This is a genomic window from Flaviramulus basaltis (genome assembly GCF_900114265.1).
Lineage (GTDB): Bacteria > Bacteroidota > Bacteroidia > Flavobacteriales > Flavobacteriaceae > Flaviramulus > Flaviramulus basaltis.
Genome location: NZ_FPKV01000006.1, coordinates 39,000 through 64,642, shown reverse-complemented (window position 1 = coordinate 64,642; position 25,643 = coordinate 39,000). Strand labels below are relative to the sequence as shown.

At 31.0% G+C, this 25,643-nt stretch carries 14 protein-coding genes and 1 other RNA gene; 5 read left to right on the top strand and 10 right to left on the bottom strand.

Translation table 11 applies throughout. From position 1 onward, the window contains the following. The 3 genes from BT151_RS17565 to BT151_RS17550 form a co-directional block, all read right to left on the bottom strand. Entirely contained in the window at positions 1 to 2,631 is a 2,631-nt protein-coding gene (locus BT151_RS17565; RefSeq protein ID WP_072403673.1) for an MGH1-like glycoside hydrolase domain-containing protein, read from the bottom strand. 15 nt (positions 2,632 to 2,646) lie between these two features. Further along, positions 2,647 to 3,465, bottom strand: a complete 819-nt coding sequence (locus tag BT151_RS17560) for an SDR family oxidoreductase (RefSeq protein ID WP_072403672.1) — start codon at positions 3,463 to 3,465, stop codon at positions 2,647 to 2,649. Between the two features lie 530 nt (positions 3,466 to 3,995). Beyond that, positions 3,996 to 5,210: a peroxiredoxin family protein gene (locus BT151_RS17550; RefSeq protein ID WP_072403696.1), complete on the bottom strand. Its 1,215-nt coding sequence runs from the start codon at positions 5,208 to 5,210 to the stop codon at positions 3,996 to 3,998. Between the two features lie 140 nt (positions 5,211 to 5,350). Here BT151_RS17550 and pheT point away from each other — a divergent pair, with 140 nt between their 5' ends. The 3 genes from pheT (at position 5,351) to BT151_RS17535 (ending at position 8,943) form a co-directional block, all read left to right on the top strand. Beyond that, on the top strand, positions 5,351 to 7,777 hold the full coding sequence (gene pheT / locus BT151_RS17545; RefSeq protein WP_072403670.1) for a phenylalanine--tRNA ligase subunit beta: 2,427 nt from the start codon (positions 5,351 to 5,353) through the stop codon (positions 7,775 to 7,777). Positions 7,778 to 7,785: 8 nt separating this feature from the next. Then, positions 7,786 to 8,637: a phosphatase PAP2 family protein gene (locus BT151_RS17540; protein ID WP_171946661.1), complete on the top strand. Its 852-nt coding sequence runs from the start codon at positions 7,786 to 7,788 to the stop codon at positions 8,635 to 8,637. 69 nt (positions 8,638 to 8,706) lie between these two features. Next, entirely contained in the window at positions 8,707 to 8,943 is a 237-nt protein-coding gene (locus BT151_RS17535; protein ID WP_072403668.1) for a putative signal transducing protein, read from the top strand. Here BT151_RS17535 and BT151_RS17530 read toward each other — a convergent pair whose 3' ends face one another. Next, the gene (locus BT151_RS17530; RefSeq protein WP_072403667.1) at positions 8,944 to 10,569 is read right to left on the bottom strand and encodes an ABC-F family ATP-binding cassette domain-containing protein; all 1,626 of its coding nucleotides are present in this window, start codon (positions 10,567 to 10,569) and stop codon (positions 8,944 to 8,946) included. 205 nt (positions 10,570 to 10,774) lie between these two features. Between BT151_RS17530 and BT151_RS17525 the strand changes: the two genes are divergently transcribed. Beyond that, positions 10,775 to 12,196: a TlpA family protein disulfide reductase gene (locus tag BT151_RS17525; protein WP_084648017.1), complete on the top strand. Its 1,422-nt coding sequence runs from the start codon at positions 10,775 to 10,777 to the stop codon at positions 12,194 to 12,196. Between the two features lie 4 nt (positions 12,197 to 12,200). On the opposite strand, the gene BT151_RS17520 is transcribed toward BT151_RS17525, so the two are convergent. The 3 genes from BT151_RS17520 to ffs form a co-directional block, all read right to left on the bottom strand. Beyond that, entirely contained in the window at positions 12,201 to 12,626 is a 426-nt protein-coding gene (locus BT151_RS17520; protein ID WP_072403666.1) for a hypothetical protein, read from the bottom strand. 51 nt (positions 12,627 to 12,677) lie between these two features. Beyond that, positions 12,678 to 13,481 (bottom strand): SDR family oxidoreductase, encoded by an 804-nt coding sequence (locus tag BT151_RS17515; RefSeq protein WP_072403665.1) that lies wholly within the window; start codon positions 13,479 to 13,481, stop codon positions 12,678 to 12,680. 57 nt (positions 13,482 to 13,538) lie between these two features. Then, an RNA gene (gene ffs / locus BT151_RS17510) (signal recognition particle sRNA small type) lies at positions 13,539 to 13,637 on the bottom strand. A gap of 88 nt (positions 13,638 to 13,725) precedes the next feature. Here ffs and BT151_RS17505 point away from each other — a divergent pair. Next, entirely contained in the window at positions 13,726 to 14,760 is a 1,035-nt protein-coding gene (locus tag BT151_RS17505) for a glutaminyl-peptide cyclotransferase (RefSeq protein ID WP_072403664.1), read from the top strand. A 58-nt stretch (positions 14,761 to 14,818) separates the two neighbouring features. Here BT151_RS17505 and BT151_RS17500 read toward each other — a convergent pair whose 3' ends face one another. The 3 genes from BT151_RS17500 to BT151_RS17490 all read right to left on the bottom strand — a co-directional run bounded on the left by BT151_RS17500 (position 14,819) and on the right by BT151_RS17490 (position 25,633). Next, positions 14,819 to 15,796 carry a PorP/SprF family type IX secretion system membrane protein gene (locus BT151_RS17500; RefSeq protein ID WP_072403663.1) on the bottom strand — a complete coding sequence of 326 codons (978 nt, stop codon included), beginning with the start codon at positions 15,794 to 15,796 and terminating at the stop codon, positions 14,819 to 14,821. A gap of 38 nt (positions 15,797 to 15,834) precedes the next feature. Further along, complete coding sequence (locus BT151_RS17495) at positions 15,835 to 24,072, bottom strand: T9SS type B sorting domain-containing protein (protein ID WP_072403662.1); 8,238 nt, start codon at positions 24,070 to 24,072, stop codon at positions 15,835 to 15,837. Positions 24,073 to 24,658: 586 nt separating this feature from the next. Then, on the bottom strand, positions 24,659 to 25,633 hold the full coding sequence (locus BT151_RS17490; RefSeq protein WP_072403661.1) for a PorP/SprF family type IX secretion system membrane protein: 975 nt from the start codon (positions 25,631 to 25,633) through the stop codon (positions 24,659 to 24,661). Positions 25,634 to 25,643: the final 10 nt, after the last annotated feature.

Below are 25,643 nucleotides of genomic sequence, written 5' to 3'. Positions count from 1 at the left end.
TTAAATATCTTCAATTAAATTAGCTATAAGTGCTGTCCAACCTGTTTGGTGAGAAGCTCCTACTCCACGACCGGTATCCCCATGAAAATATTCGTAAAACAATACTAAATCTTGGAAATTAGGATCTTTATATTTTTCTACATGCAACTCATTAATTGGTCTGTTTCCTTGGCTATCTTTTTTAAATATTTGAATGAGTCTATCACTCAATCCCAAAATTATTTGCTCCAAGTTTTGTATATTATTACTACTTGTAGGATACTCAAAACTTATAGAATTAGAATAGTAAATATTAAACTCTTTTAACGATTGAATAAATAGATAATTTAGTGGCATCCAAATAGGACCTCTCCAATTAGAATTACCTCCAAAAAGCCCTGTACTAGACTCAGCAGGTTCGTAATTTATACTATAATTTATATTATTAATTATAATATTATACGGATTTTCGTATGTTTTTGAAAGAGACCTAATTCCGTAATCGCTTAAAAATTCGTTTTCATTTAATAAGGCTTTCATTAAAACCTGCATACGATCTTTTGGCACTAGAGATAATAATAAATCTCCACCTTCAACATGATCTTGAACTACTGGATACTTTAATGTTTTTTTTCTATGTTTTACAAACCATTCAACACTAGCTTCAAATTTTGGTAATTTTTTTAATGTTTCTTTTTTTACACAAAGTACTGCTGCTATTGATAACAATCCTGCAATAGATTTCACTTTAATAGGTATAGATTCTCCAGTAGGAAAAATAAGCTTGTCATAAAAAAAGCCGTCTTTATCATCCCAAGTACCAGAATATTCTATACTTATTTGATTTAAGGCTTCAGCTATATAAACAAAATGACCAAAATATTTGGTTGCCATATCTTCATAAGCATCATCAACCATGGCTATCTCCAAACTCATTTCTAGCATATCTAAACAGAAAAGCGCCATCCAAGATGTGCCATCTACCTGTTCCAAAATACCGCCTCCTGGAATACCATGACTTCTATCAAAAACTCCAATATTATCTAAACCTAAAAATCCTCCTTCAAAAACATTATTTTCACTACTGTCTAACCTGTTAACCCACCATGTAAAGTTTAAGGCTAACTTATTAAACATGCGTTTTAGAAAATTAATATCTCCTTTTCCCGTTTTCTTTTTCTCTATTTTATATAGCTCCATTGTTGCCCACGCTTGCACAGGTGGATTTACATCGCTAAAATTCCATTCGTAAGCAGGAATTTGTCCGTTTGGTGCCATATACCATTCCCTTGTAAAAAGAATAAGCTGATCTTTAGCAAATTGACAATCTACTAAAGCTAAACTAATACAATGAAAACTTAAATCCCAAGCTGCATACCAGGGATATTCCCATGCATCTGGCATAGAAATAATATCGTGATTCCTGAGGGTTTTCCATGAGCTATTTCTTCCTTTTCTACGTTCTAAAGGTGGTTTAGGTTCTTTTGGATCACCTTTTAACCAACTCTCTATGTCGTAATTATAATATAGTTTAGACCACAACAAACCTGCCAGTGCTTGTTTTTGTATGGCAGCTAAATCTGGTGTTTTCGGTTTGGTTATTTCTTTGTAGAAGTCAGCACTTTCTTGTTGACGTTTTTCAAAAACAGCATCAAACCCAGAATTAAATGGTGTTTTTAGAGTTTGATTTGTCAGTCTTAGTTTAATGACTTTTGATGCTCCAGCTTCTAATTCTAATTGATACAATGGAGAAAACTTTGTTCCCTCTTTTTTAGCTGTTGCTAAATCATAATCATCATCAATAACTGCCTTATGAAATAAATCTTTTTTGTAAGGATGATTATTTTCTGTACCAAACAATTTCTCTGTATTGGTTTCATTTTCAGTAAAAAGCAATTTAGAAGCCGTTTCAAAATAGAAATTATAATTACCTACATATACATGATTTATAGATACAAACGTGTTATTATTTTTAACCTGTTTTTTTAAAATAGGTTTTTCAGGCATATCCATAAAACTCCAAAAATTACGACTCCATAAGGTTGGTAATAGGTGAAGTTTAGCTTTCTTATCAGAACGATTTTCAATAGTTATTTTTATGAGAATATCTTCGTTGTCGGCTTTTGCGTATTCGGTAAAAACGTCAAAATATTCATTGTTGTCAAATATTCCTGTATCTAAAAGTTCGTATTCTAAATCGTTCTTTCCGCGTCGTTTATTTTCTTCAACTAATTGATTATAAGGAAATTCATTTTGAGGATACTTGTACAAATGTTTCATATAAGAATGAGAAGGTGTGTTTTCCAAATAATAATACAACTCCTTTACATCTTCACCATGGTTTCCCTCTGGACCTGTAAGACCGAACATACGCTCTTTTAAAATAGGATCTTTTCCATTCCAAAGCGCTATACCAAAACAAATGTTACAGTATCTATCTGAAATACCTGCAATACCATCTTCTCCCCATCGGTAAGTTCTACTCCTAGAATGGTCGTGCGTAAAATAATCCCAAGCTGTTCCATACGGACTATAATCTTCCCTTACTGTTCCCCATTGACGTTCACTTAAATAAGATCCCCAATGCAACCAATCTTTCTTTTCGGAATAATGTTCTTCTAATCTTTTATCCTCTTCGGTTTTTTCTGCCATTTGAATTCCTACTTATTAACCGTTTGTTGTAAACCCTGGATAGCAGGTCATACCTCCATCAACAAAAATGGTCGTTCCATTAATATATTCAGATTCATCTGAAGCCAACCATGCGGCTGCGCTCCCAATATCTTCTGGAACACCTATTCTTTTGTATGGAATTAATTTATTTAATTCTGTTAAGGCTTCTGGAGTTTCCCAAGCAGGTTTATTAATAGGTGTTTTAATGGCACCTGGAGCAATGCTGTTACAACGTACTTTTTGAGGAGCATATTCCTGACAAATACTTTCCATAAGCATTACAATAGCACCTTTTGATGCGGCATAATTAGCATGACCTGCCCAAGGAATTATTTGATGCACAGAACTCATATGAATAATTTTTCCTATAGATTTTGATATTTCAGGACGAATTCCTCGACGTAAAAATTCACGAATAGCTTCTCTAGCACATAAAAACTGTCCTGTTAAATTTACATCGATAACCAATTGCCAATCGGCAAGTGACATTTCGTGTAAAGTTGCATCCTTTTGCAATCCTGCATTGGGTATACAAATATCTACTGTACCAAAATGGTTAATGGTTTGTTTAAACATGGCTTGCACTTGATCTTCTTTACTCACATCACATTGTATCGCAATAGCATCACCACAAAGATTATTAATTGAAATTTTATGAGCTATTTCTTCTGCTATTTCAGGATGCGAATTATAATTTACTACCACATTGGCACCATCCAGCCCAATTGCAGTAGCAACAGCCTCTCCTATTCCTGAGCTTGCTCCCGTTACAATACATGTTTGTCCTGCTAATCTATTATTTGGTTTTTGCATATATTTTGTACTTTAGTTATACTAGATTTAAATATTACTATGAATTTAACAAGTTATATTTTGGTTTGTGTTAAGATTTTAATAAAGTTATTTTATAAAAACGTATTAATATTCACGTTTAGGTTTTGTTAATTCTTGTACAGAATGCAACAACATTTTATAAAGGTTTTTCTAATCTTTATTGGTTATCTGAGAAAAAAAACTTTATTTTTAAAAATAGCGTAAAAACTACTGAAATCCATATAAAATGGAACTTTATTACAAATTCTAAAGTGCCAAACTTTTTTATAATTATACTATGGAACTGTAAATTAATGCTGGAGAATTACAAATTTATATCACTGTTAGTAAAAACAAAAAATAAAGATAAAAGATTACATACTTATTTGATAAAGATATATCTGAGAAAACCTATTCCTTTTCCCAATAAGCTTCTAGGTCGGGAATTGTAAATTGTGAATATTATATATAAAAGTGCAAATACTTTTCTAGAGAAAGTGTAATTAAGCTTTTAAAACAAAAACAAAAAATTATTCACTAAATAACTCACTTACAAATTCTTTGAATTCTGCTTTAAACTCAACAAATTTTTCACCTGTTGCTGGTCCATTAAAGCCTGTGTGTATTTTTCTAACCTTCCCTTTTTTATCAATAAAAATGGTTGTTGGGTAAGATAAAATGTGATTTAACATGGGTAATTTTTCATTAGCCTTTACTTTACTGCTTGAACCATATTGTGCTAATAAAACTGGATAATCAATTCCTGCTCCTTTTTTTAAACGTTTTATATTTTTAAACGCAGCATCTTCAGTTTTAACATATTCAAAAGCTAATGCAATAATTTCAAAATCTTTGTCTTTGTTGTTTTTATAAAATTCTGAATAATACTTACTTTCATCTAAACAATTTGGGCACCATGTTCCCATAATTTGTAACAAAACCACTTTATCTTTAAAACGATTATCAGTTAAAGAAATAATATCACCATTTTCATCTGGAAAAGAAAATGCAACATTATCATAGCCTTCTTTTAAAAACGTTAATGTATTAGCATCTGGTAATTCAAAAACATCATTACGTTTTGCAACAAAAGGCTCTTTAAAATGATTTCCAGAATAAAAATTTCCAATCATAGTGCTATCTGTAACCGTAGCTGTAAATAGAAAAGCGTGAGCACCATCAAAAGTTGAGAGTTTTAATTGATTACCATTTAATACACCTTCTAAATACCTGTAATCTCCTGTTGTTGTTCTAAAAGTTCCAGTAACAATATTACCGTTTTGTTTAAAAACACCTTTTGCTATATATTTATCTTCTTCAATATCTGGACTAAAAACAGCTTCCCAATTTCCTGTCATATTTTGTTTGGATACTCTTTTAGAAACTTCAAATCTAGTATCGTTTTTTTCAGCTTTGAAAGGCATTATTCTATTTAAACTTGGTTTTATAAAACTCCCCTTAAGTTTTCCTTCTTCTAATTTAGCAACAATAAAGCCTTCAAAAACTGGCATATTTATATAAACGGAATCATTCTTATAAGAAATATCATCTACATCTATGACTTCTTCTGCATTATAAATATTGAGTTTATTTTCTGAAAGCACTTCAAAATTAAAAGGTAAATTAAGAGTGTCGTTTACTTTTAATTCAGCTCTAAACCTTCCAGTTTCTAGTTTGTTAATCTTGTTTTCTTCTTTACAAGAAAAAACTATAAACATACATGCTAATAAAAAAAGGGGCCTCATACTATTCATTTAAATTATATTAATCGAATTTGCGGCAAGATACTAACAAAAAAACTCTTTTTAAATGACAATTTAGAACGCTTTGTTTGAATGCTAACCGCAATATTTTATCTTTACGCCCTTAAATAGGAAAATGATTTATGAAGATTTCATATAATTGGTTAAAACAATTTTTAAAAACAGATTGGACACCAGAACAAACAAGCGAATTACTAACAGATTTAGGACTTGAGGTTGAAGGTATTGAAGCATATCAATCTGTAAAAGGTGGATTAGAAGGTGTTGTTGTTGGTGAAGTTTTAACTTGTACAAAACACCCAAATGCTGATAAATTAAACATTACTACAGTTAATATTGGCACAGAATCTCCTGTGCAAATTGTTTGTGGCGCACCTAATGTTGCTGCTGGACAAAAAGTACCTGTTGCTACTATAGGAACTACTTTATATACTGAAGAAGGTGAAGCTTGGACCATTAAAAAGGGTAAGATTAGAGGTGAAGAAAGCCATGGAATGATTTGTGCCGAAGATGAGTTAGGTTTAGGAAAATCGCATGATGGTATTTTAATTTTAGACAACGATATAAAAGTTGGTACTCTTGCTGCTAATATTTTTGATATAGAAAATGATCAGGTTTTTGAAATTGGATTAACTCCAAACAGAGCAGACGCTATGAGTCACTTTGGTGTTGCACGCGATTTAAAAGCTGGTTTAGTGCAAAAAGAGATTAACTTAGAACTAATTACGCCCTCAGTTAGTCCATTTCATGTAGATAACAGAACTCTTAAAATAGATGTTGATGTTATTAACAAAGACTTAGCACCTCGTTATTGCGGTGTCACTATTTCTGGAGTAAAAGTAAAAGAATCTCCAGTTTGGCTACAACACCGTTTAAAAGCTATTGGTTTAAGCCCAATAAATAATATTGTTGATGCTACAAATTATGTTTTACACGAATTAGGTCAACCTTTGCATGCTTTTGATGCTACAAAAATTTCTGGCAATAAAATTGAAGTTAAAACATTAGAAGCAGGCACTAAATTCACAACCTTAGATGGTGTTGAGCGAGAATTACACGAAGATGATTTAATGATTTGTGATAAAGAAAAACCTATGTGTATCGCTGGCGTTTTTGGCGGTATAAATTCTGGCGTTTCTGATGCGACAACTAATATCTTCTTAGAAAGCGCTTATTTTAATCCCGTAAGTATTCGTAAATCTGCAAAAAGACATGCATTAAATACTGATGCTTCTTTTAGGTTTGAGCGTGGTATTGATCCAAATATTACTGAATATGCTCTAAAACGTGCAGCTTTATTAATTCAAGAACTTGCTGGCGGAGAAATAACAAGCGATATTATTGATTTATATCCAAATAAAATTAAAGATTTTGAAGTTCGTTTAAGCTTTGAAAATGCAAAAAAACTAATAGGTGAAGAAATCCCTAAGGAAACTATAAAACGTATTTTAACCTCTTTAGAAATTAAGGTTAATAATGTTACTGAAGCAGGTTTAGGTTTAACTGTGCCTGCATATCGAAACGATGTAGAGCGTGAAGCAGATATTATTGAAGAAATTTTACGTGTTTATGGTTACAATAATATTGCAACAACAACAAAACTTAATGCGTCTATTTCTGGTACATCTAAATTTGAAGATTATAAAATTCAAAATATAATTGGTAATCAATTAGCGTCTCAAGGTTTTTTCGAAATACTTTCAAATTCTCTTACAACACCAAATTATGTTGGTTTAAGTGAGCAGTTAAAGGAAGAACATAATATTTCAATGTTAAACCCCTTAAGTAATGACTTGTCTGTTTTAAGACAGTCTTTATTGTTTTCTGGTTTAGAGGCTGTTTCGTTTAACATTAATAGAAAACGTGCCGATTTAAAGCTTTTTGAATTTGGAAAAACGTATCATGGTTATGATGATAAACGCGAAGAATTCAAACATTTATCGTTATTTGTTACAGGAAATCAACTACAAGAAAGTTGGCTATCTTTAGGTAGAAAGAGTGATTTTTTCTTTTTAAAAGGAAGTATTGCCACAATTTTAGAGCGTTTAGGTATTTCAAGATATAATGAAACCCCTATAAAAAATGATTTATTTAGTGAAGGTATAAGTTTAGGTCTAGGAAAAATTAAACTTGTTGATTTTGGTTTAGTGAAAAAATCTGTATTGAAACATTTTGATATTTCTCAAGATGTACTTTACGCCGATTTTAATTGGGATAACATTTTAGATTTAGTAAAACGAAATAAAATCACATTTAAATCAATTACTAAATACCCTGAAGTAAAGCGTGACTTTGCCTTATTATTAGATGATAATGTGAATTTTGAATCTATTTATAAGATTGCTAAACAAAGCGAAAAGCAATTGCTTAAAAGCGTAAACTTGTTTGATGTTTATCAAGGTAAAAATTTACCTCAAGGTAAAAAAAGTTATGCGGTTAGTTTCACATTACAAGATGATAACAAAACTCTAACTGATAAGCAGATTGACAAAATTATGAGCAAATTGCAACAAAGTTTTGAAAATCAGCTTGGAGCAGAATTAAGATAATATTTATATTGAAAAACATCTCTATTTTTATTGTTGCCATTTTCTTTATCTTAAAGCTAAATGCCCAACAAAATATTTTTAATACAGAAAAGGTTAGTGATACAACTTCAATTGGAAAATTAGCTCTTTACGATTTAAAACAAGGTATTAAAGGCGTTGGTTATTCTTTTTCAAGACCTTTTTTTTGGAAAAAGAAAGACTTCACAACCTTAAGTTCTATAATTATAGGCTCTTTAGCTTTATCAACCATTGATGACGAAGCTAGTGCGTTTTTTATACGAAATGAGCCTCATGTGCCAGAACTAATTCAAGAAATTGGCACACGTTTTGGAAGTCCACAAGTATATTTTATAACAAATGCGACTTTATATGGCGTTGGTCTTTTTACTAAAAATGAAAAGCTAAGAAAAACTAGTGTTCTAATTATTTCTTCTTCTTTTACCACTGGCCTTTTACAAAGTTTGAGTAAAACAGCTTTTGGTAGAACTCGCCCAAATAATGTATATAAAAGTAATGAGTTTAGGTTTTGGTCTAATGAACCTTCATTTCATTCTTTTCCATCTGGTCATACTGTTTTATCAATAACCATGGCACACTCCATTGCCAAACAGTTTGATAATACTTGGTCTAAAGTAGGTGTTTATACATTAGGTTCTATTGCTCCATTATCTAGATTGTTTGCTGGTGCACATTGGCTAACAGATGTAGGTATCGCTACTGTTTTAAGTATTGTAGTGGTGGATTCTATTGATAAATTTCTATTCAAAACTAATGCCTACGATTATTCAAAAAAAGAAAAACAGATTTCATGGAATTTTACTTTTGTTGGAAATAAAATAGGTCTTACAGGAAGTTTTTGATATTATATAGCTTCGTAAATAAATAAAAAGTTCGTATATTTAGTTTGACCATTCTAAACTATAGAAACTATGCAAGATTCAAACTATATTAAAATATATACCGGTGATTTTCTAATGGTACAACGTATTGTTTCTGAATTAGAAAAAGAAAACATTATTCCTGTTTTAAAAGATCAAACAGACTCTGGTCTAATCCCTATTTTCGGAACCTCAAACGCTGTTTTTCAACAAGTTTTTGTTCATAAAGACGAACTTGACAAAGCTGTTTTGGTTGTTGAAAACATTATATCAGAACTGCAAAACTAATTAAGCAGTTACTGCATACATTTTATCACGCAATTCCTTAATTTTCTTGTCTTGCATATATTCATCAAAAGTAGTGTAACGGTCTATAACACCATTTGGCGTTAGCTCCACTACTCTATTGGCTACAGTTTGTGCAAACTCATGATCGTGAGTTGTAAACAACATAGTGCCTTTAAAGTTTTTAAGCGAATTATTAAATGCAGTAATACTTTCTAAGTCTAAGTGGTTTGTAGGCTCGTCTAGCATTAAAACATTTGCTCTTACCATCATCATCCTACTTAGCATACAACGCACTTTTTCGCCTCCAGATAATACATTCGATTTTTTAAGGGCTTCTTCACCACTAAAAATCATCTTTCCTAAAAATCCACGAATATGAACTTCTTCGCGTTCTTCTTCTGTAGTAGCCCATTGACGTAACCAATCTACTAAACTTAAGTCATTATTAAAAAACTCACTATTATCTAATGGTAAGTATGATTGTGTTGTAGTTACACCCCAATCAAATTTACCGGCATCTGCTTTTTCGTAATTATTTATAATTTGATAAAATGCAGTTGTTGCTCTTGAATCTCTTGAAAACACAACTACTTTATCTCCTTTTGCAAGATTTAAATCGATGTTTTTAAATAAAATTTCACCTTCAATTGATGCTTCTAATTTTTCAATATTTAATATTTGATCTCCCGCTTCTCTTTCTCTTTCAAAAATAATAGCTGGATAACGACGACTAGTTCTTCTAATATCACCTATATTAAGTTTTTCAATCATCTTTTTTCTACTAGTCGCTTGCTTGCTTTTAGCAACGTTGGCAGAAAAACGACGAATAAATTCTTCTAATTCCTTTTTCTTTTCTTCTGCTTTTTTGTTTTGTTGTGCATGTTGACGAGCAGCTAATTGAGAAGACTCATACCAAAAGGTATAATTACCTGAATAATTATTAATCTTTCCAAAATCGATATCAGAAATATGAGTACAAACAGAATCTAAAAAGTGTCTATCATGAGATACCACTATAACACAGTTATCATAATTTGCTAAAAAGTTTTCTAACCAAGAAATCGTTTCATAATCCAAATCATTGGTAGGCTCATCCATAATTAGCAAATCAGGATTTCCAAATAAAGCTTGTGCTAATAACACACGTACTTTTTGCTTTCCATCTAAATCTGCCATTAAAGTGTAATGAAACTCTTCTTTAATCCCTAAATTAGATAACATAGATGCTGCATTACTATCTGCATTCCAGCCATCCATTTCTTCAAATTTTACTTGAAGTTCCCCTATTTTATCTGCATTTTCATCAGTGTAATCTGCATAAAGCGCATCAATTTCAGTTTTAATTTTAAATAAAGGTTTATTACCCATTAAAATTGTTTCTAATACAGTATGCTCATCATATAAATTATGATCTTGCTCCAAAACAGACATACGTTTACCAGACTCTAAATGAACTTGACCAGATGTTGGCTCTGTTTTTCCAGAAATAATTTTTAAAAATGTAGATTTCCCAGAACCATTAGCACCAATAATACCGTAGCAATTGCCATTATTAAAAGTTGTATTTACTTCATCAAAAAGAATACGTTTTCCAAATTGCACCGAAAGGTTAGATACTGATAACATAAATTTGCTTTATTTTTTTTGCAAAAGTAGAAAAATCAATTGGTAAGACGAAACATAGTTTCTCTCTTTTTAAGTATTTATACATTATAATAGCATTTTTATTGGCTAATATTTAACAGCGCATTAACAAGACTTTATAAATACAAACTATATTTTTGTCTACAAACTAACTCTATTGAATTAAAATTACTCTCACGAGGGACTTATGAAGCTGTATCTTTCAATTATAATTATTGTTATTACTTTTTTGGGCTGCAAAAAAGACACGCAAGAAGTTGACAATAATTACGCCTACTTAGGTGGTGAAATTATAAATCCTAATACTAATTTTATTGTTCTTTCTAAAGATGAAGCTGTTATAGATACTGTAAAGCTTGATGGCAGAAATAGATTCTTATATAAAATTAATCATTTAAATGAAGGTATTTATACCTTTAGACATGGTGGAGAATATCAAATAATATTACTTGAGCCAAAAGATAGCGTGTTTTTAAGATTAAATACTTTAGATTTTGATGAATCACTTGTTTTTACTGGTGACGGTGACAAAAAAAATAATTATTTAATTAATGATTTTTTAGAAAATGAAAAAGAAGAAAAACACATTGTTAAACTTTGCCAATTAAATCCCATTACTTACCAAATACATATAGACTCATTAAAAGACCTAAAAGTTAATGCTTTTAAAAATTTTAAGAAGAAATATGAAACCACACCATTATTTGAAAAAATTGCGAAATCAAATATAGATTATAGCTATTACTCAAGTAAAGAAGTTTATCCTTTTATACATTATGGTAAAGATAAAGCTGCTCTTTTAAAGTCGCTGCCTAATGATTTTTATAGTTACAGAAAAGACATTAATTACAACGATACTTTTTTTAGCAATTACCATAATTACAATATTTTTTTAAGAAACAACTTTAGTAACTTATCATTAAAAGAGCATGATTTGCATTCTGATAATAAAGTTTTTAATAGAAATAATTTATGTTATAATTTAGACAGACTTAAATTAATTGACAGTCTTGTAACAGACCCAAATATTAAAGAAAATTTACTTTATCATTTTACTATTAATTATTTAACTAAAAGTCAAGATGAAAATGGCAATAATGCTGTTTTAAAATCTTATTTAAGTAAGAGCAAAAATGATAAAAGCAAGACAATGTTATCTAACTTAACAAAATCTTTAAATAGCCTTAAAAAAGGATCTAAACTACCAGAAATAAATATTGTAGATTATAATAATAACACTGTTGAAATTAACTCTATAATAAACAACTCTACAGTTATAAGTTTTTGGTCTCATACTTATTATGATCATTTTAACGACAGCCATAAGAAAATAAAAGAATTACAAATAAAATACCCTGAGATTAATTTCGTGACTATAAATATTGATGATTATGGTTTAGATAAATCGGAAAAATTGTTGCTTAATCACGGGTTTAGTCCTAAAAATGAGTATTTGTTTAAAAGTCCAAAAGAAGCTACTGAAAGCTTAGCCATTTACCCAATGACTAAAACAATTATTATTGATAAAAACAAAAAGATTGTTAACAGTAACTCTAATATTTTTTCAATTCATTTTGAAGAAGAATTGTTAGGGCTTCTTAATAGATAAAAATCTATTTGATAACAAGCGTGTAGTTTTTTGATGTACTGTCTGTACACAATGAATCATCGTAAATCACATCTCCGTAGTCATCATAATAGTAATCTACATAAGGGTCTACATCTAAATAAACTGTGAATGTAAATCTTCCTTTTTCAGTCGGAATACCTTCTAAAATAACATCCCTATAATCATAAATAATTTCTATTCCATTAGGAACATCTCCATAAACATCAAAATAATAATCATAACTGTTGTCGTTCGGTTCATTTTTAACTTCAGCAGTGATTTTATCGAAATAATACTTATCACTGTAACCTACTTTTAACTTTACATCGTGAAGTTCGGGTCTTACATTAATAATACAATCAATTACGTTTTCGCAATTAATAAAGAGGAGAAATAAAAAAAACAGTGCAAAAATAGAATATCGTTTCATAAGTCTAATTTATAAAACAATGGCATCAAGTACTATACCAAACAAACCGTATTAAAGCTTATAATGCTTCATTAAAAGCTTTTCATAAACTTTATCTGGCAAAATTCTTTTTAATACTATAGAAAACTTCTGCATAAACTCCCCTACTTTGTAATGTACTTTAGGATTAGGGTTATTAATAATTTTATAAACCGCTTCGGCCATCATATTAGGATTACTACCATTATCCACATGCGCATTCATTAACTCTAAAGTATCGCCGTAAGGTTTTTTATAAGGTGAATTTTCTAGTAATGGCGCATGATAGCGACCTGCAGCAATATTGGTTGCAAAATCTCCAGGAGCAACGTTTGTCATTTTTATATTGAAATCTTTTAACTCCATTCTAAAAGCTTCGGTTAAAAGCTCTAATGCACCTTTACTAGCACTATAAACACCTCGATAAGGTAAACCCATATAACCTGCTATAGATGTTATGTTTATGATTAACCCAGATTCCTGTTTTCGCATCTGTGGTAATGCCGCTTTAATTACATTTATTGGTCCAAAAAAGTTTGTATCAAAATTGTTTTTAATTTCAGATTCAGGAATTTCTTCTATAGGTCCTGTAATACCTGCACCTGCATTATTAATGACTACATCTAATCTGTTTTCTTTTTTTATAATTTCAGAAATTGTCTCATTAATAGTTTCAACTTTTTTAACATCTAAAGCTAAAATTGGAAACTTACTATTTTTATAATTATCAGGATTTCTGCTAGTACCATAAACTATAAAACCTTTTTCATTTAAAAACTCACCAATAGATTTTCCTATACCAGAAGAACCACCTGTTATTAAAACAACTTTAGACATTTATTGAAATTTTGTGAGTTTAAAGATAAAAAGATTTACCAAACTAAAAGGCATAAAAAAAGGCAAGCTACCTACATCACACCGCTACGACCATTTACCTTTGCTTCGTTCCCGACCTGGAGGATTCAACAGGAGCTGGTTGTGTAGGACTTGCCGGGTGCAAAGATACAAACTTTTAAAATTTTCACAATGATTTTTTAAACTGATTTTAAATAAATATCTTGCTATAAATTTATAATTCGAAATGAAAACATTCAAATATCTAACAATCATATTTTTAAGTGGAATACTAATTTCTTGTGGATCAAATTCTGGAAGTAAAAAAAGTGATTTTGCTATTAAAACCAATACTGAAAAAGGTAATATTTCTAATAATGAAACCTTAAAATTGTCTTTAAATAATAAAAAAGGGCAAACTATAGATTCAGTTTCTTATACTTTAAATGGAAAAAAGATTGATGAAAACTCAGAGTTAAAAAACTTTAAATTAGGAAAACAAACAATTGAAGCTACAGTGTATTTTAATAATGAAAAACAAGTTGCAACCTCCGTTATAACTATTTTAAATAGTGATTTACCTCAAGTTTATAATTATAAAATTATTAATGAGTATCCGCACGACATCACATCTTACACTCAAGGTATTGAATTTTTTAACTATACACTTTACGAAAGCACAGGACAGTATAAAGAATCTAAGCTTAGAAAAGTAAATTATAAAACTGGAGAAGTAATTAAAAACATTGATTTAGCTGACGAATATTTTGGAGAAGGTCTTACCATTTTAAACAATAAAGTATACCAACTTACTTGGCAAAAAGGTACAGGTTTTGTTTATGATGTAAATACTTTTGAAAAACTAAGCAGTTTTAAATATGGCAATAGTAAAGAAGGCTGGGGATTATGTAATAATAAAAACACTATTTATAAAAGCGATGGCACTGAAAAAATATGGCTTTTAAATCCGGAGACTTTAGTTGAAGAAGCCTTTATTCAAGTATATACTAATAAAGGTAAAATTGTTGGTATTAATGAAATGGAGTGGATTGACGGAAAAATATATGCAAACCGCTATCAAAAAGATGGTGTAGCTATAATAAACCCTATAAATGGCGCTGTAATTGGTGTAATAGACTTTTCTCCTCTTAAAAAACTAGTGACTCAACACGAAGGTTTAGATGTTTTAAATGGTATTGCTTACAATCCACTTACCAAAACTATTTTTGTAACTGGTAAACGATGGGATAAATTATTCGAGGTTGAAATTGTTGAAAACTAACTGCTATTAAATAAATAAAACTTAATTTCTAATTTCTAAATAAAAAATTTAGCAAAATTTAATGTACAGGACTCTGAGTACATGGACAATTACTAATGCCTTGTAAAAAGTCTATACCAATAGTAATAACATGAGTTCCTGAGTTAAACCCAGATAAATCATTAATGGTTACTTGGTATGCATATCCAAAATAAAAAATTGATTTTTTGAATCCTGCCATTGGACCAAGATTTAAAGGTTTTAAAAGTTGATCGTTAAGAAAACGGTATGATACTCCTGCCCAATAATAATCTTCATTTCTATTAAACTTACGGAACTTAAAATTTAAATCGGTACTTGAGCGTTTGTCACTTGTAAACATTTGATAATACACTGATGGCTCAAATTCCAACCCACTATTTTTAGGTCCTCTAAAAGTAAAACCTGAATATATTTGATAATTTAAGAGAAGTTGTGGTTCGTTTTGAACAATCACTTCATCTAATTTTTTTTCTAAAACATTATTAGCATTAAAACTTAAATAAAACCCTCTATTTCTATATAATACACCTACATCAAAATTATTGTTTGAATTTTTTCTATCATCTGTAATATTTGGGTTAGAAACTGGAGGTTGATTATTACCGTTAGTAAAATTATTAATATCAAATCTAATATTATTAATGTTATAGGATATACCAAATGATAAATACTGTTTAGTATAATAATCTAAAATAAGATGATGTGCAAAAGAGAATTTAGCTCCTGTTTGAATAGTGTTCCCATTGCTATCGTTATAAAAAGACATGCCTATTCCTGTGCGATCTGAAATTCTAAAATCTGCATAAACAGACTGATTGTCTGGTGCATCTTTTATACCTACCCATTGTGTTAAACCATTAGCTCTTAATTTTAAATTATCTCCAATTCCTGCATAGGTTGGAGATATTACAAAATTATTATCAGCCAAATATTGGGTAAAGACAGGCAAATTTAGCTCTTGCCCATAACTTTTAGCAAGAACTAAAAATAATACATATATAATTATTTTTCGCATTTAAATAATTCCTTTAACGAGGTAAACAATCTTTATCATTATCTATAAAGTGTAAAGTGTCCCACAAATTCACGATTATCATTAACATCATTCAATCTTACAACATACCAATAATCTCCAGACGGAAGCTCTGCACCATGGTATTTTCCATCCCATTTTTCACCAACTCCTAAAGTAGCTATTTTACGACCATATCTATCAAAGATATCAAATGTTAAATCTTTATATTGAGATGCACAACCTGGCCCCCAGCCTTCACTAATTGGTGTAAAATAATTAGGTATGCACACATCTATATATTCATAATATCTTGTAGCAGTAGCTATACAACCGTTACTATCTGTTACTGTTACGGTATAATCGCCAGATTCATAAATAATAAATGTATTTGTACTTCCGTAAGACACGCCATTAAGTGTGTATTCATAATTTCCAGAACCTCCACTTGTAGCGGTAACAATTTCATTTATTTCTCCATCTTCTAAAGTTAATGCTAAAGCATCAAATTGCTCAATTTCAAAATCTATAACTACTTCACATGTATTTGTATGTCTTATGGTAATATAATGATTTCCTGCAATAAGATCAATAAATATATTACTAGATTGATAAACTCCTCCATCTAAAGAGTAATCTAAATCAGAAAGGTTAACAGTTGTATCATCTACAGTTACAGTAACCCTATTACTTGTTGCATCTATAGTGTTAGTACAATACTCTATATCAAGTACGGCATCAATAAGTACAGATGTTGGGAATGCAATATTCCACTCTGTTGGACAACCTACATTATCAAGTACGTAAACAATATGATCTCCTCCTTCTAAATTAATAAAATCGAATTGAGTTTGGATTGAGGTACCTACAGTATAAGTCCCATTTATATCGTCTAAACTTACACTATATGGCATTTCACCCCCAGAAATTTCAATACTGAATTCACCATCTAAATCACCACTACAAGCTTCGGGAATAATTGAATTTGAGACAATAGTAACTGCTACAGGAATTGGGGCTTCTATGATAAAATCAAAAAGAACGAAACAACCTAATTCATCTTGAGCAATTCCTTGATAATTTCCTGGAGAAAGATTTTCAAATAATGAAATTTCAAAAAACTGATCCAATCTTGGTGAAATAGCATATTTTATAATTCCTGTTCCGCCAGAAGCGGTAATTTCTAATACTCCATCATCAATGCCTGGGCAAGTAACATTAGATACAACAAAACTAGCTATTAATGGAGCAGAAGGTTCTGTAATAGGAATTTGAGCACTTATTGTTAAACAGTCACCACTATCAACCCTTACTTGATAAGTTCCAACAGGAAGATTTGTAAATACTCCTGGACTATCTTGAGTTACTGGTGTAATAGTATTACCTGCTGTATCTTCTAATGTATAAACATAATTGCCTAAACCTCCTTGAGCGGTTGCTATTATAACACCTGTATTATCTCCTGCACAATTAATTGTAGCATTAGTTACATCCAAAATAACTTCTAATGTTGGTAATGGATCGATTGTTATTTCATTTGAGACAAATGCTATACAACCATTAGCATCTCTTACATAGTATTGATAAGTTCCTACTGCCACAGAAAATGTTGTTGATGTTGTAAACGAACCTAATATAGTTGTAAAAGTATCAGTATCACTATACTCATAAGTTCCAGTTCCTCCAGAAGCATTTAGTGTTAGTGTTGAACTTGTTAAACATGTTTGTGATGTTTCTTTAACTAGACTAGCTTGTATTTCAGTAGGCTGTGAAATAATAATATTTGGTGAATTAAATGAACAATTATAACCATCATTTATTACAACATTATAAGTTCCAAATCCTAAATTGTTAAAAACAGGTGATGTTTGTGGACCAGACGAACTCACTGTTGGAGACGTCATATTAAGTGTATAAGTATAATTACTTCCTTGTCCGCCAGTTACAACACTAGTCGTTATTGAAGCATTTGTATCTCCAAAACAAGATAATAATGTTGTACTTGCAGTAACTGTTGCACTTATTGGATTTGGGATAGATAATATAACATTATCTGAAGCAATACAGCCACCAGAATCTCTTACATTAACCGTATAAACTCCAGCCGATAAATTAGTAAATGTTCCATTTGAAGAATAAGCTACGGTTGCAGCTCCTGTTAATTCGTATTCATAAGTACCCCAACCACCATCGGCAATAGCAGTAATAGTTCCTGAATTATCATCACATGTTACATTAGATGTTTCTGTAGCGACTACCGTTAATGTTGATACTGGTGATGAAATAATAACAACTCCTGATGTTGCAGAACAAAAAGGACTAGCTGTCTCATTAATAACAACTGTATAACTGTCTGCTAAAAGACCTGTTATTAATAAAGGATTTGTTGATGTATTTGCTGAAACGACTCCAAAAATAGAAGTAAAAGAACTATCTAACACTTCATAAGTATAAGCTCCTGAGTACCCACTCACATTAAGTTCAAAAGTACCATCATTATCTCCAAAACAAGTTACAGCTTTAGGTGATGTTAAAGTCACCGTTGGAAGTGTTGCAGATTGAATAAAAATATCAACATTTTCTGTACATAAAGTCACTGTATCTGTTATTGTAACTGTATATGTCCCTGATGGCACACCAGAAAACACATTTCCTCCTAAACTTATTGATGCTGGATTTGGACTTATTGAATAATTATAAGTACCCGAGCCTCCAGAACCTGTTATTGTTATTTCTCCATCGTCATCATTACAAGTTGGATTTGCTGTTACCTGTGGCAATAATCCTATTGGAGAAAGAATATCAATCGATACTAAATTACCACAACCATTGGCATCTTGCACCTCAACAGTATGAGTTCCTGATGCTAAGTTTGATATGGTAAAAGGTGCTGTACGTGTTTGAAAAGCACCACCGTCAATACTATAACTATAAGGTGAAATCCCTAATGTTGTTAAATTAACATCTATTTCAAAATTACCTTCCGTTACTGTACATTGATTGGTTACAGTGGCTGTAATTACTGGTTCTGAATCTGCATCTAAAACTATAACCGATGTTGATTTTATACAGCCATAAGCATCAATAACATGAACATAATAACTCCCTGCATTCATATTAAAAACATTTGCAGAAGCCCATAAAGGATCTGTAGCTAAAGGAGCTGTAGCTGATGTTGTTATTTGATATAAATATGGTGCTGTACCATTGCTAGCAATAGCTGTAATGACTCCTGAATTTGGATTACAATTTGCGTTTTTATCTACAGCAGCAGAAATGCTTAAATCAATAGCAGATTCTGTAATATTAAATGGCACTGTAATCACACTACATCCTGCATTTGGTCCAGAGATTTCGGTTACTAAAGCAAAATAATTCCCAAAAGGTAATGGTCCTAAGTTACTTATAGATAATGAACCGCCTGCTGGTACGACTCCTGAACTACTAATTCCTGTTGAAATTAATGATAGCGAATCAAATATTTCATAATTTACATTAGTAGCTGCACCATAAATACTATTTACTGTGAATGAGACATTTCCATCCGCACTTCCAACACAAGTAATATTATTTGATGTTAATGCATCTGCTGTTAAAGTTGAATTTGTTGGAATTGGAAGTGTTGCAGTTTCGTAATAGCTACAACCTGTAGACATGTCATACACTATAAAAGTGTAAGTTACACCTGGTAATAAACCTGTAAATGTCGCAGATTGACTTCCTGAACTATCCTCAGCTACCCAAGTTCCTCCTGGTGGTGGCGCAGGTACAAAACCTCTATAAATATCAAAGAAAAAAGGGCCTGAACTAACTAAAGTTGTTCCTATATCTACAACAGCTTCACCTCCAGTTGTACAGTCTGCAACAGAATTAATAGAAATATCTAAATCGTTTGGTGGTGATGCAACCAATACATCTTGAATCAATACAGAGCACCCATTAGCATCAACAACATTAATTTGGTATAATCCAAAATCTACAACATCAAACGTAGTTGATACAGTTCCAGACGCATTAAGCTCTGATGCAGAATACCCATTGGTTCCCGTAACATAATAGTTATATGGTGCTGTTCCTCCAGTTACACTTTGCACAATCACAGCACCAAATGTAATGTTTGTACCAGTTCCTGTTCCATCATCTTGACAAGTTATTGGATTTGCATCATTAATAACTACTATTGGACTTGGTTCTGCAATTGTAATATTTTCTGTATCTGCACAAGATTTAGAATCGGTTAAAGTAATGGTATAATCTCCAGCAGTTAAACCAGAAGTTTGAGTTCCATAATCTGTTCCTGTTGTATTATTAAAAACATTGATAACAAAAGCTGGTGTACCAACTGTATTATTTATTGTAATATTTATGGCAGCATTATTATCACCACTACAAAGAATAGATTGTGTTTGAGTAACCGAAATAATTTCTGGTAAAGAAATAACATTAATAGTTTGTACTCCAGATTCTACATTACATCCATTAGCATCAGTTATTAAAAACTGGTAAGTTCCATCTGTTGTTGCTGTATGTGTAAATGTACTTCCAGTAACTGATGTTGAACTACTATAAGCACTTCCGTTAAATGACACTTGATATGTAAATGGTGCAACTCCACTTGAAATATTTCCAGTAATAATGCCATCTGGTAATGCCGTACAATCTAAATCTTTAGTTATAACAGTACTTAATGTAATTGGTGGTAAAGGCGGGATTGTATAAGATTCAGCATATGTACAATCATTAGCATCTCTAACCTCAAAAGTATAAGTTGCTGGTGTTAATCCAGAAAAAATATTTGATGTTTGAAAAGCTGTTGCTGATGCTGCTGGTAATATAATTCTATATTCCAATGGTGCTAACCCTCCTGTAGTTGTTAATGTTACATCAGATGTAATTGTTGGGCAACTTATAGGCGAATTACTAAAATCTAAATCTGTTGGTGGATTTAATGAATCTATAGTTATAGAAGCTGTTAAAAAAGTACAACTATTTGTGTCTCTAATTGTAACTGTATAAGTTCCATCGGTTAAACCAGAAAACGTTGTTCCTGTTTGAAATGTTGTTCCATCTAAACTATATTCATATGGCCCTGTTCCTCCAGAAACACCAGAAACAGTTATCTCTCCATTAGTCGTACAAGTATAAGGAGATGTTAATGTTGCGGTTCCTGTAATTGCTGTTGTTGTTGTAATACTAATAGTTTGTGGAGCAGTTATACAAACATCTGTTCCTACAGTATATTGAACTACAACATCGTAATCTCCAGCTGTTAATCCATTAAATACTGGTGAATTAAAAAATGTAACTCCATTATCTATACTATACTCTAAGGTATTTCCATTAGTATTTGTGACGTTTATATTTATTGCGCCAGAGTTAATCTCATCGGCACATAAAATATTGGTTTGAGATATTGTAAAATCTGGTTCTGCAATAGCATCAACTGTTATTGATACATCTACCGAACAGTTATTAAAATCCACAACTGTAATATTATATACACCTACAGTTGGCACATTAATTATTGGTGTTCCTTGAAAAACCGTTGTACTATTAACAAAATATGAATATGGTGGTGTACCTCCTACTGGGTAAACTGTAATTTCACCGTCGGTACATGTTAAGGGTTTTGTAAGTGCTGCTGTAGCTTCTAATAAGGGTGGATTTATAATTTCAATATCTCCTGTATAAGCACAACCATCTTCTGTTGAAACATTTACAGTATAAGTCCCTGGGCTTAAATTATCAAAAGTATAGTCACTTTCGGCTATTGGTCCCACACTATTTATAAGCGTAACACCATCGTAAATTGAAAAGAAATATTGTGGACGAACATCATTTGCGGCCAATACGACACTTCCTAATTCCCCATAACATAAAGGTTGAGTAACTATCGTTGAAGTTGTAAAATCTCTATCTCTTATTTGAACATCTGGCACAGAGAAAATACACGGATTAGGAGTAACTCCTATTTGTCTAATATAAACATCATATAAACCAGCTGTTGTAACAGAAAAAACATTACTATTTTGATAGTTTGTACCATCAATACTAAACTCGTAACCACTAGGTACACCTCCAACTACAATCTCTCCAGGAGTAGTACAATAAATATCTCTTGAAGTAACCGTTGGGGTTAATAAGTTAGTATAAACATTAAAGAAAAACTGATTAAAACAACCACCTTCGTAATTTAATGTTAATCTATATTGCCCAGCGTTATCTATTGTAAAGTCTGGACCAGTTGCTACTTGATTCCAAGTACAGGCATCATCTTCATTAGCACAATCTTGATTGGTAACTGCTGTACAACTTGTTTCATCTAACTTTTCCCATATTATTGAAGTAGTATCAGTAATAGCAGTTTCAATAAGTCTTGAATCGGTAGTGCCACATAAATAAAAATTTGGTAATAATTTTCCATCATTAGGGCAAGTAACAACTTCATCTGCAAAAGGAATTAAAGGGTTTGTTACATTAGCACCAAAAGTGATTACCTCAAAAACTTGGTCTATTGATTGACATGGAGCTACAGCAGTATTATGAACATAATATGTTCCTGTTTCTGTAACCGAAATAGATTGTGTTGTTCCTATTACTGGTGTACCAGATTGACTTGTAGACCATGAATATGCATCATAACCATTCCCAGCTGTTAATGTTGTGCTTTCTCCACACAACACCACTTCTTCTTCAAAAGTACAATCGTTTAAATCTGCCAGAAAGTTTGTTGCTCCTGGTGATAATAAACATCCTGTATTAGTTGCAAAACTTGGATCATCTGAAATTGTAAAGTCTGGGTTTATAGTTCCTTGATAAGTGGAGTATGCTTGATTATCAATATTATTAGAACAGGCATCACTTAATAGACTACACGTTGATACTACTGTTACTTTAAAACGAATTTCTGAAACTGGATCATTTTCTTCAACTACAGACGGGTCTACACTAAAAATAAGTTCTCTAGTAGTAGAATCGTAACTTTGAACACTAACCCCAGCAGGTAAAACATCAATATCTGATGGGTAATTAAAAACTATGTTTGTTGGAAGAATATCTCTAATCGTTAAATTAGTGGCATCATCGTTTCCTGTGTTTTGAAAACCAATTATATAATACAATTCGTCCCCTAAATCTACTACTTGTCCACCAATATCATTTCCAAATTCATCTTCAACAATTTTAGTTAATACAATATTTGGTGCAATAATTTCAATAGCAAAAGCACTAAAATAATAATAATAAATATCTAATGTACTACCTAAACTTATAGTTGCACTAGTAGCACTATTTGCAATAATAGTATTTCCTGCGTTAGGTATATTTATAATACCAGAATCAAAACCTAAAGTATTTGAGCCGTTAGGGTTTCTTGCTGTAAAAAGTTCTGGTGTATTAGTAATAGGGTCTATAATTGAAGATGTACTATTAAAGAAATTGTTTCCTGAACGTATTACTGTACCTGCATTATTAGTAGCATCAATAGTGTTTCCGTTAAGTCTTAAATAATCTCCTGTATAACTACGGTCACCTTCTATAGTATTAAAAGCAAATTTAGCACGTACTGGTCCTGTTGGTATCGTTTTAAAACCAGAAACAGGAAATGTTTCACTTATAGTACTAGTTATTTTAGTGAAACCATCAAAAGATGTAATATACTTACTAGGTAAAAGCGGATCTTCATAAACTACAAAAAGCGACCAACCTGCAGATAGTCCTTCCGAGTTTGGTCTAGGTCCAATTAATGAGGATATATTTGCCACTGCATAAGTTCCTTCTGGATCTGGTAAAGCCGTAAGCATATCTGTTACATCATGATAATAAACATAAGTATTTGAATTATTATCATTTGCTGCGTTTTGAAAGTAAACCTCTGTACCGGTAATATCTGTATAAGTCCCACCAGGAGTTTTGAACTTAATATCTGAAATTGGCTCGTCTCCATCAACTACAGCACTCCAATATAAACCAGCGTAAACAATTTGATAACAGCTTACATCATTAGGCACATCTAAGTCTGCACTACTAGAATTAAATGTTGACGCATCTCCATCTATATCTACATAAACAGCTGCATTTATTCCGTCATTAGTTCCTGTTCCGTTATAAGGATCAGAGACATGTAATCCAACATTACTGTTTCCAATTAAAAGTATATCACCCTTAATGGCCTCATCATATCTTGGTGAAAAAGGAACAAGATTTTGCCCTATAACACTAAAAGAAAATAGTGAAACAAAAACAATAAGTAGGTTTTTTAAATAAGTAGTTTTTTCCATAGTCAACTAAATTTAGTACTTCTTTTCTATTTGGGATGAAAAAAAACTATTGCTAGTTGTTAATTATTTTAGATTATTGTAATAATACTACTACAATAAATTCACTTTATCTAAACTAAATGTTTTTAGACGATATAAATATCGTGAATTTATTTCAAACTATAAAAATAGATGCAATATTTTAAACAATCGCATGTTTTTAATCGTTGATTATTGTTTTTCGTCGTAGAATGTGATGAAAACCTTTCAAATTCTTTACAAATACTGCTGAATATCTATTAGAATTATTTAGTAAAAAAATAAGAAATTTAGTGTTTTAATAAATATTGAACACTAAAAAATATAAGGGTGATTTGTATAGATTTTAATAAAATACCTTATTCATGAGATTATTTTGAACTTAAAGCAGGTAGATAATCATTAAAATTATCCAAAGAAAAGCTATAAGGATTACCTAGATAAGTACCTTAATTTTAATTAAAATGAAGTAGTAATTAAATAATTAGTAGTTTATTTTATCAAATTTTGATGGCTAATTTTGCTATTAAACAATAATTGAAATCGATTCACTAACAACAAATTTTATTTAATGAATAGGACTTTGAGTACAAGGACAGTTACTTATTCCTTGTAAAAAGTTTAATCCAATGGTTAAAACGTGCGTACCAGAATTATAAGCAGATAACTCGTTAGTTGTTATTTGATAGGCATATCCAAAATAAAACATAGACTTTTGAAATCCTGCCATCGGACCAATATTAAGTGGTTTAAAAAACTGGTCATTTAAAAAACGGTATGAGATCCCTGCCCAAAAATAGTCTTCATTTCTATTAAATTTTCTGAATTTAAAATTTAAATCTGTACTAGATCTTTTATCACTACTAAACATTTGATAGTACACAGAAGGTTCGAATTCTAATCCACTTTTTTCAGGCCCACTAAAAGTATACCCAGAATATACTTGATAGTTTAAAAGTAAATTTGGTTCTGAAACTCTTATATCTTCATCTAGATTTTTCTCAAGAATATTATTAGTATTAAAACTTAAAAAGAAACCTTCATATCTATACAATGCACCTACATCAAAATTATTGTTAGATGTTCTTCTGTCATCAGTAACAAAAGGGTCTATAGTTGGGTTTTCTGTTGTAGTGTTGAATTTATTGATGTTTATTCTAAAATTATTGATGTTGTAAGAGATACCAAAAGACAAATATTGTTCTGAATAGTAGTCTAAAATAAGATGATGGGCAAAAGAGAATTTAAAACCTGTTTGTAATGTATTACCGTTTTTATCATTATAAAATGATACCCCTACTCCAGAACGATCTGCAATTCTAAAATCTGCATAAACCGACTGATTAGTTGGTGCTTCTTTCAAACCTGCCCATTGTATCAACCCATTGGCTCTTATTTTTAAATTATCACCAATACCTGCGTAAGTAGGTGAAATCACAAAGTTATTATCTGCCATGTACTGAGTAAATACAGGTAAGTTTAACTCTTGACCATAGCTATTAGCTATAAATAGAACAAAAAAGGATATAATTAGTTTTCGCATTTGTATAATT

What these genes read in the sequence shown, in the direction of transcription:
- BT151_RS17565 (WP_072403673.1), bottom strand. Translation starts at nt 2,631, where the DNA reads ATGGCAGAAAAAACCGAAGAGGATAAAAGATTAGAAGAACATTATTCC.
- BT151_RS17560 (WP_072403672.1), bottom strand. Translation starts at nt 3,465, where the DNA reads ATGCAAAAACCAAATAATAGATTAGCAGGACAAACATGTATTGTAACG.
- BT151_RS17550 (WP_072403696.1), bottom strand. Translation starts at nt 5,210, where the DNA reads ATGAGGCCCCTTTTTTTATTAGCATGTATGTTTATAGTTTTTTCTTGT.
- pheT (WP_072403670.1), top strand. Translation starts at nt 5,351, where the DNA reads ATGAAGATTTCATATAATTGGTTAAAACAATTTTTAAAAACAGATTGG.
- BT151_RS17535 (WP_072403668.1), top strand. Translation starts at nt 8,707, where the DNA reads ATGCAAGATTCAAACTATATTAAAATATATACCGGTGATTTTCTAATG.
- BT151_RS17530 (WP_072403667.1), bottom strand. Translation starts at nt 10,569, where the DNA reads ATGTTATCAGTATCTAACCTTTCGGTGCAATTTGGAAAACGTATTCTT.
- BT151_RS17525 (WP_084648017.1), top strand. Translation starts at nt 10,775, where the DNA reads ATGAAGCTGTATCTTTCAATTATAATTATTGTTATTACTTTTTTGGGC.
- BT151_RS17520 (WP_072403666.1), bottom strand. Translation starts at nt 12,626, where the DNA reads ATGAAACGATATTCTATTTTTGCACTGTTTTTTTTATTTCTCCTCTTT.
- BT151_RS17515 (WP_072403665.1), bottom strand. Translation starts at nt 13,481, where the DNA reads ATGTCTAAAGTTGTTTTAATAACAGGTGGTTCTTCTGGTATAGGAAAA.
- BT151_RS17505 (WP_072403664.1), top strand. Translation starts at nt 13,726, where the DNA reads ATGAAAACATTCAAATATCTAACAATCATATTTTTAAGTGGAATACTA.
- BT151_RS17500 (WP_072403663.1), bottom strand. Translation starts at nt 15,796, where the DNA reads ATGCGAAAAATAATTATATATGTATTATTTTTAGTTCTTGCTAAAAGT.
- BT151_RS17495 (WP_072403662.1), bottom strand. Translation starts at nt 24,072, where the DNA reads ATGGAAAAAACTACTTATTTAAAAAACCTACTTATTGTTTTTGTTTCA.
- BT151_RS17490 (WP_072403661.1), bottom strand. Translation starts at nt 25,633, where the DNA reads ATGCGAAAACTAATTATATCCTTTTTTGTTCTATTTATAGCTAATAGC.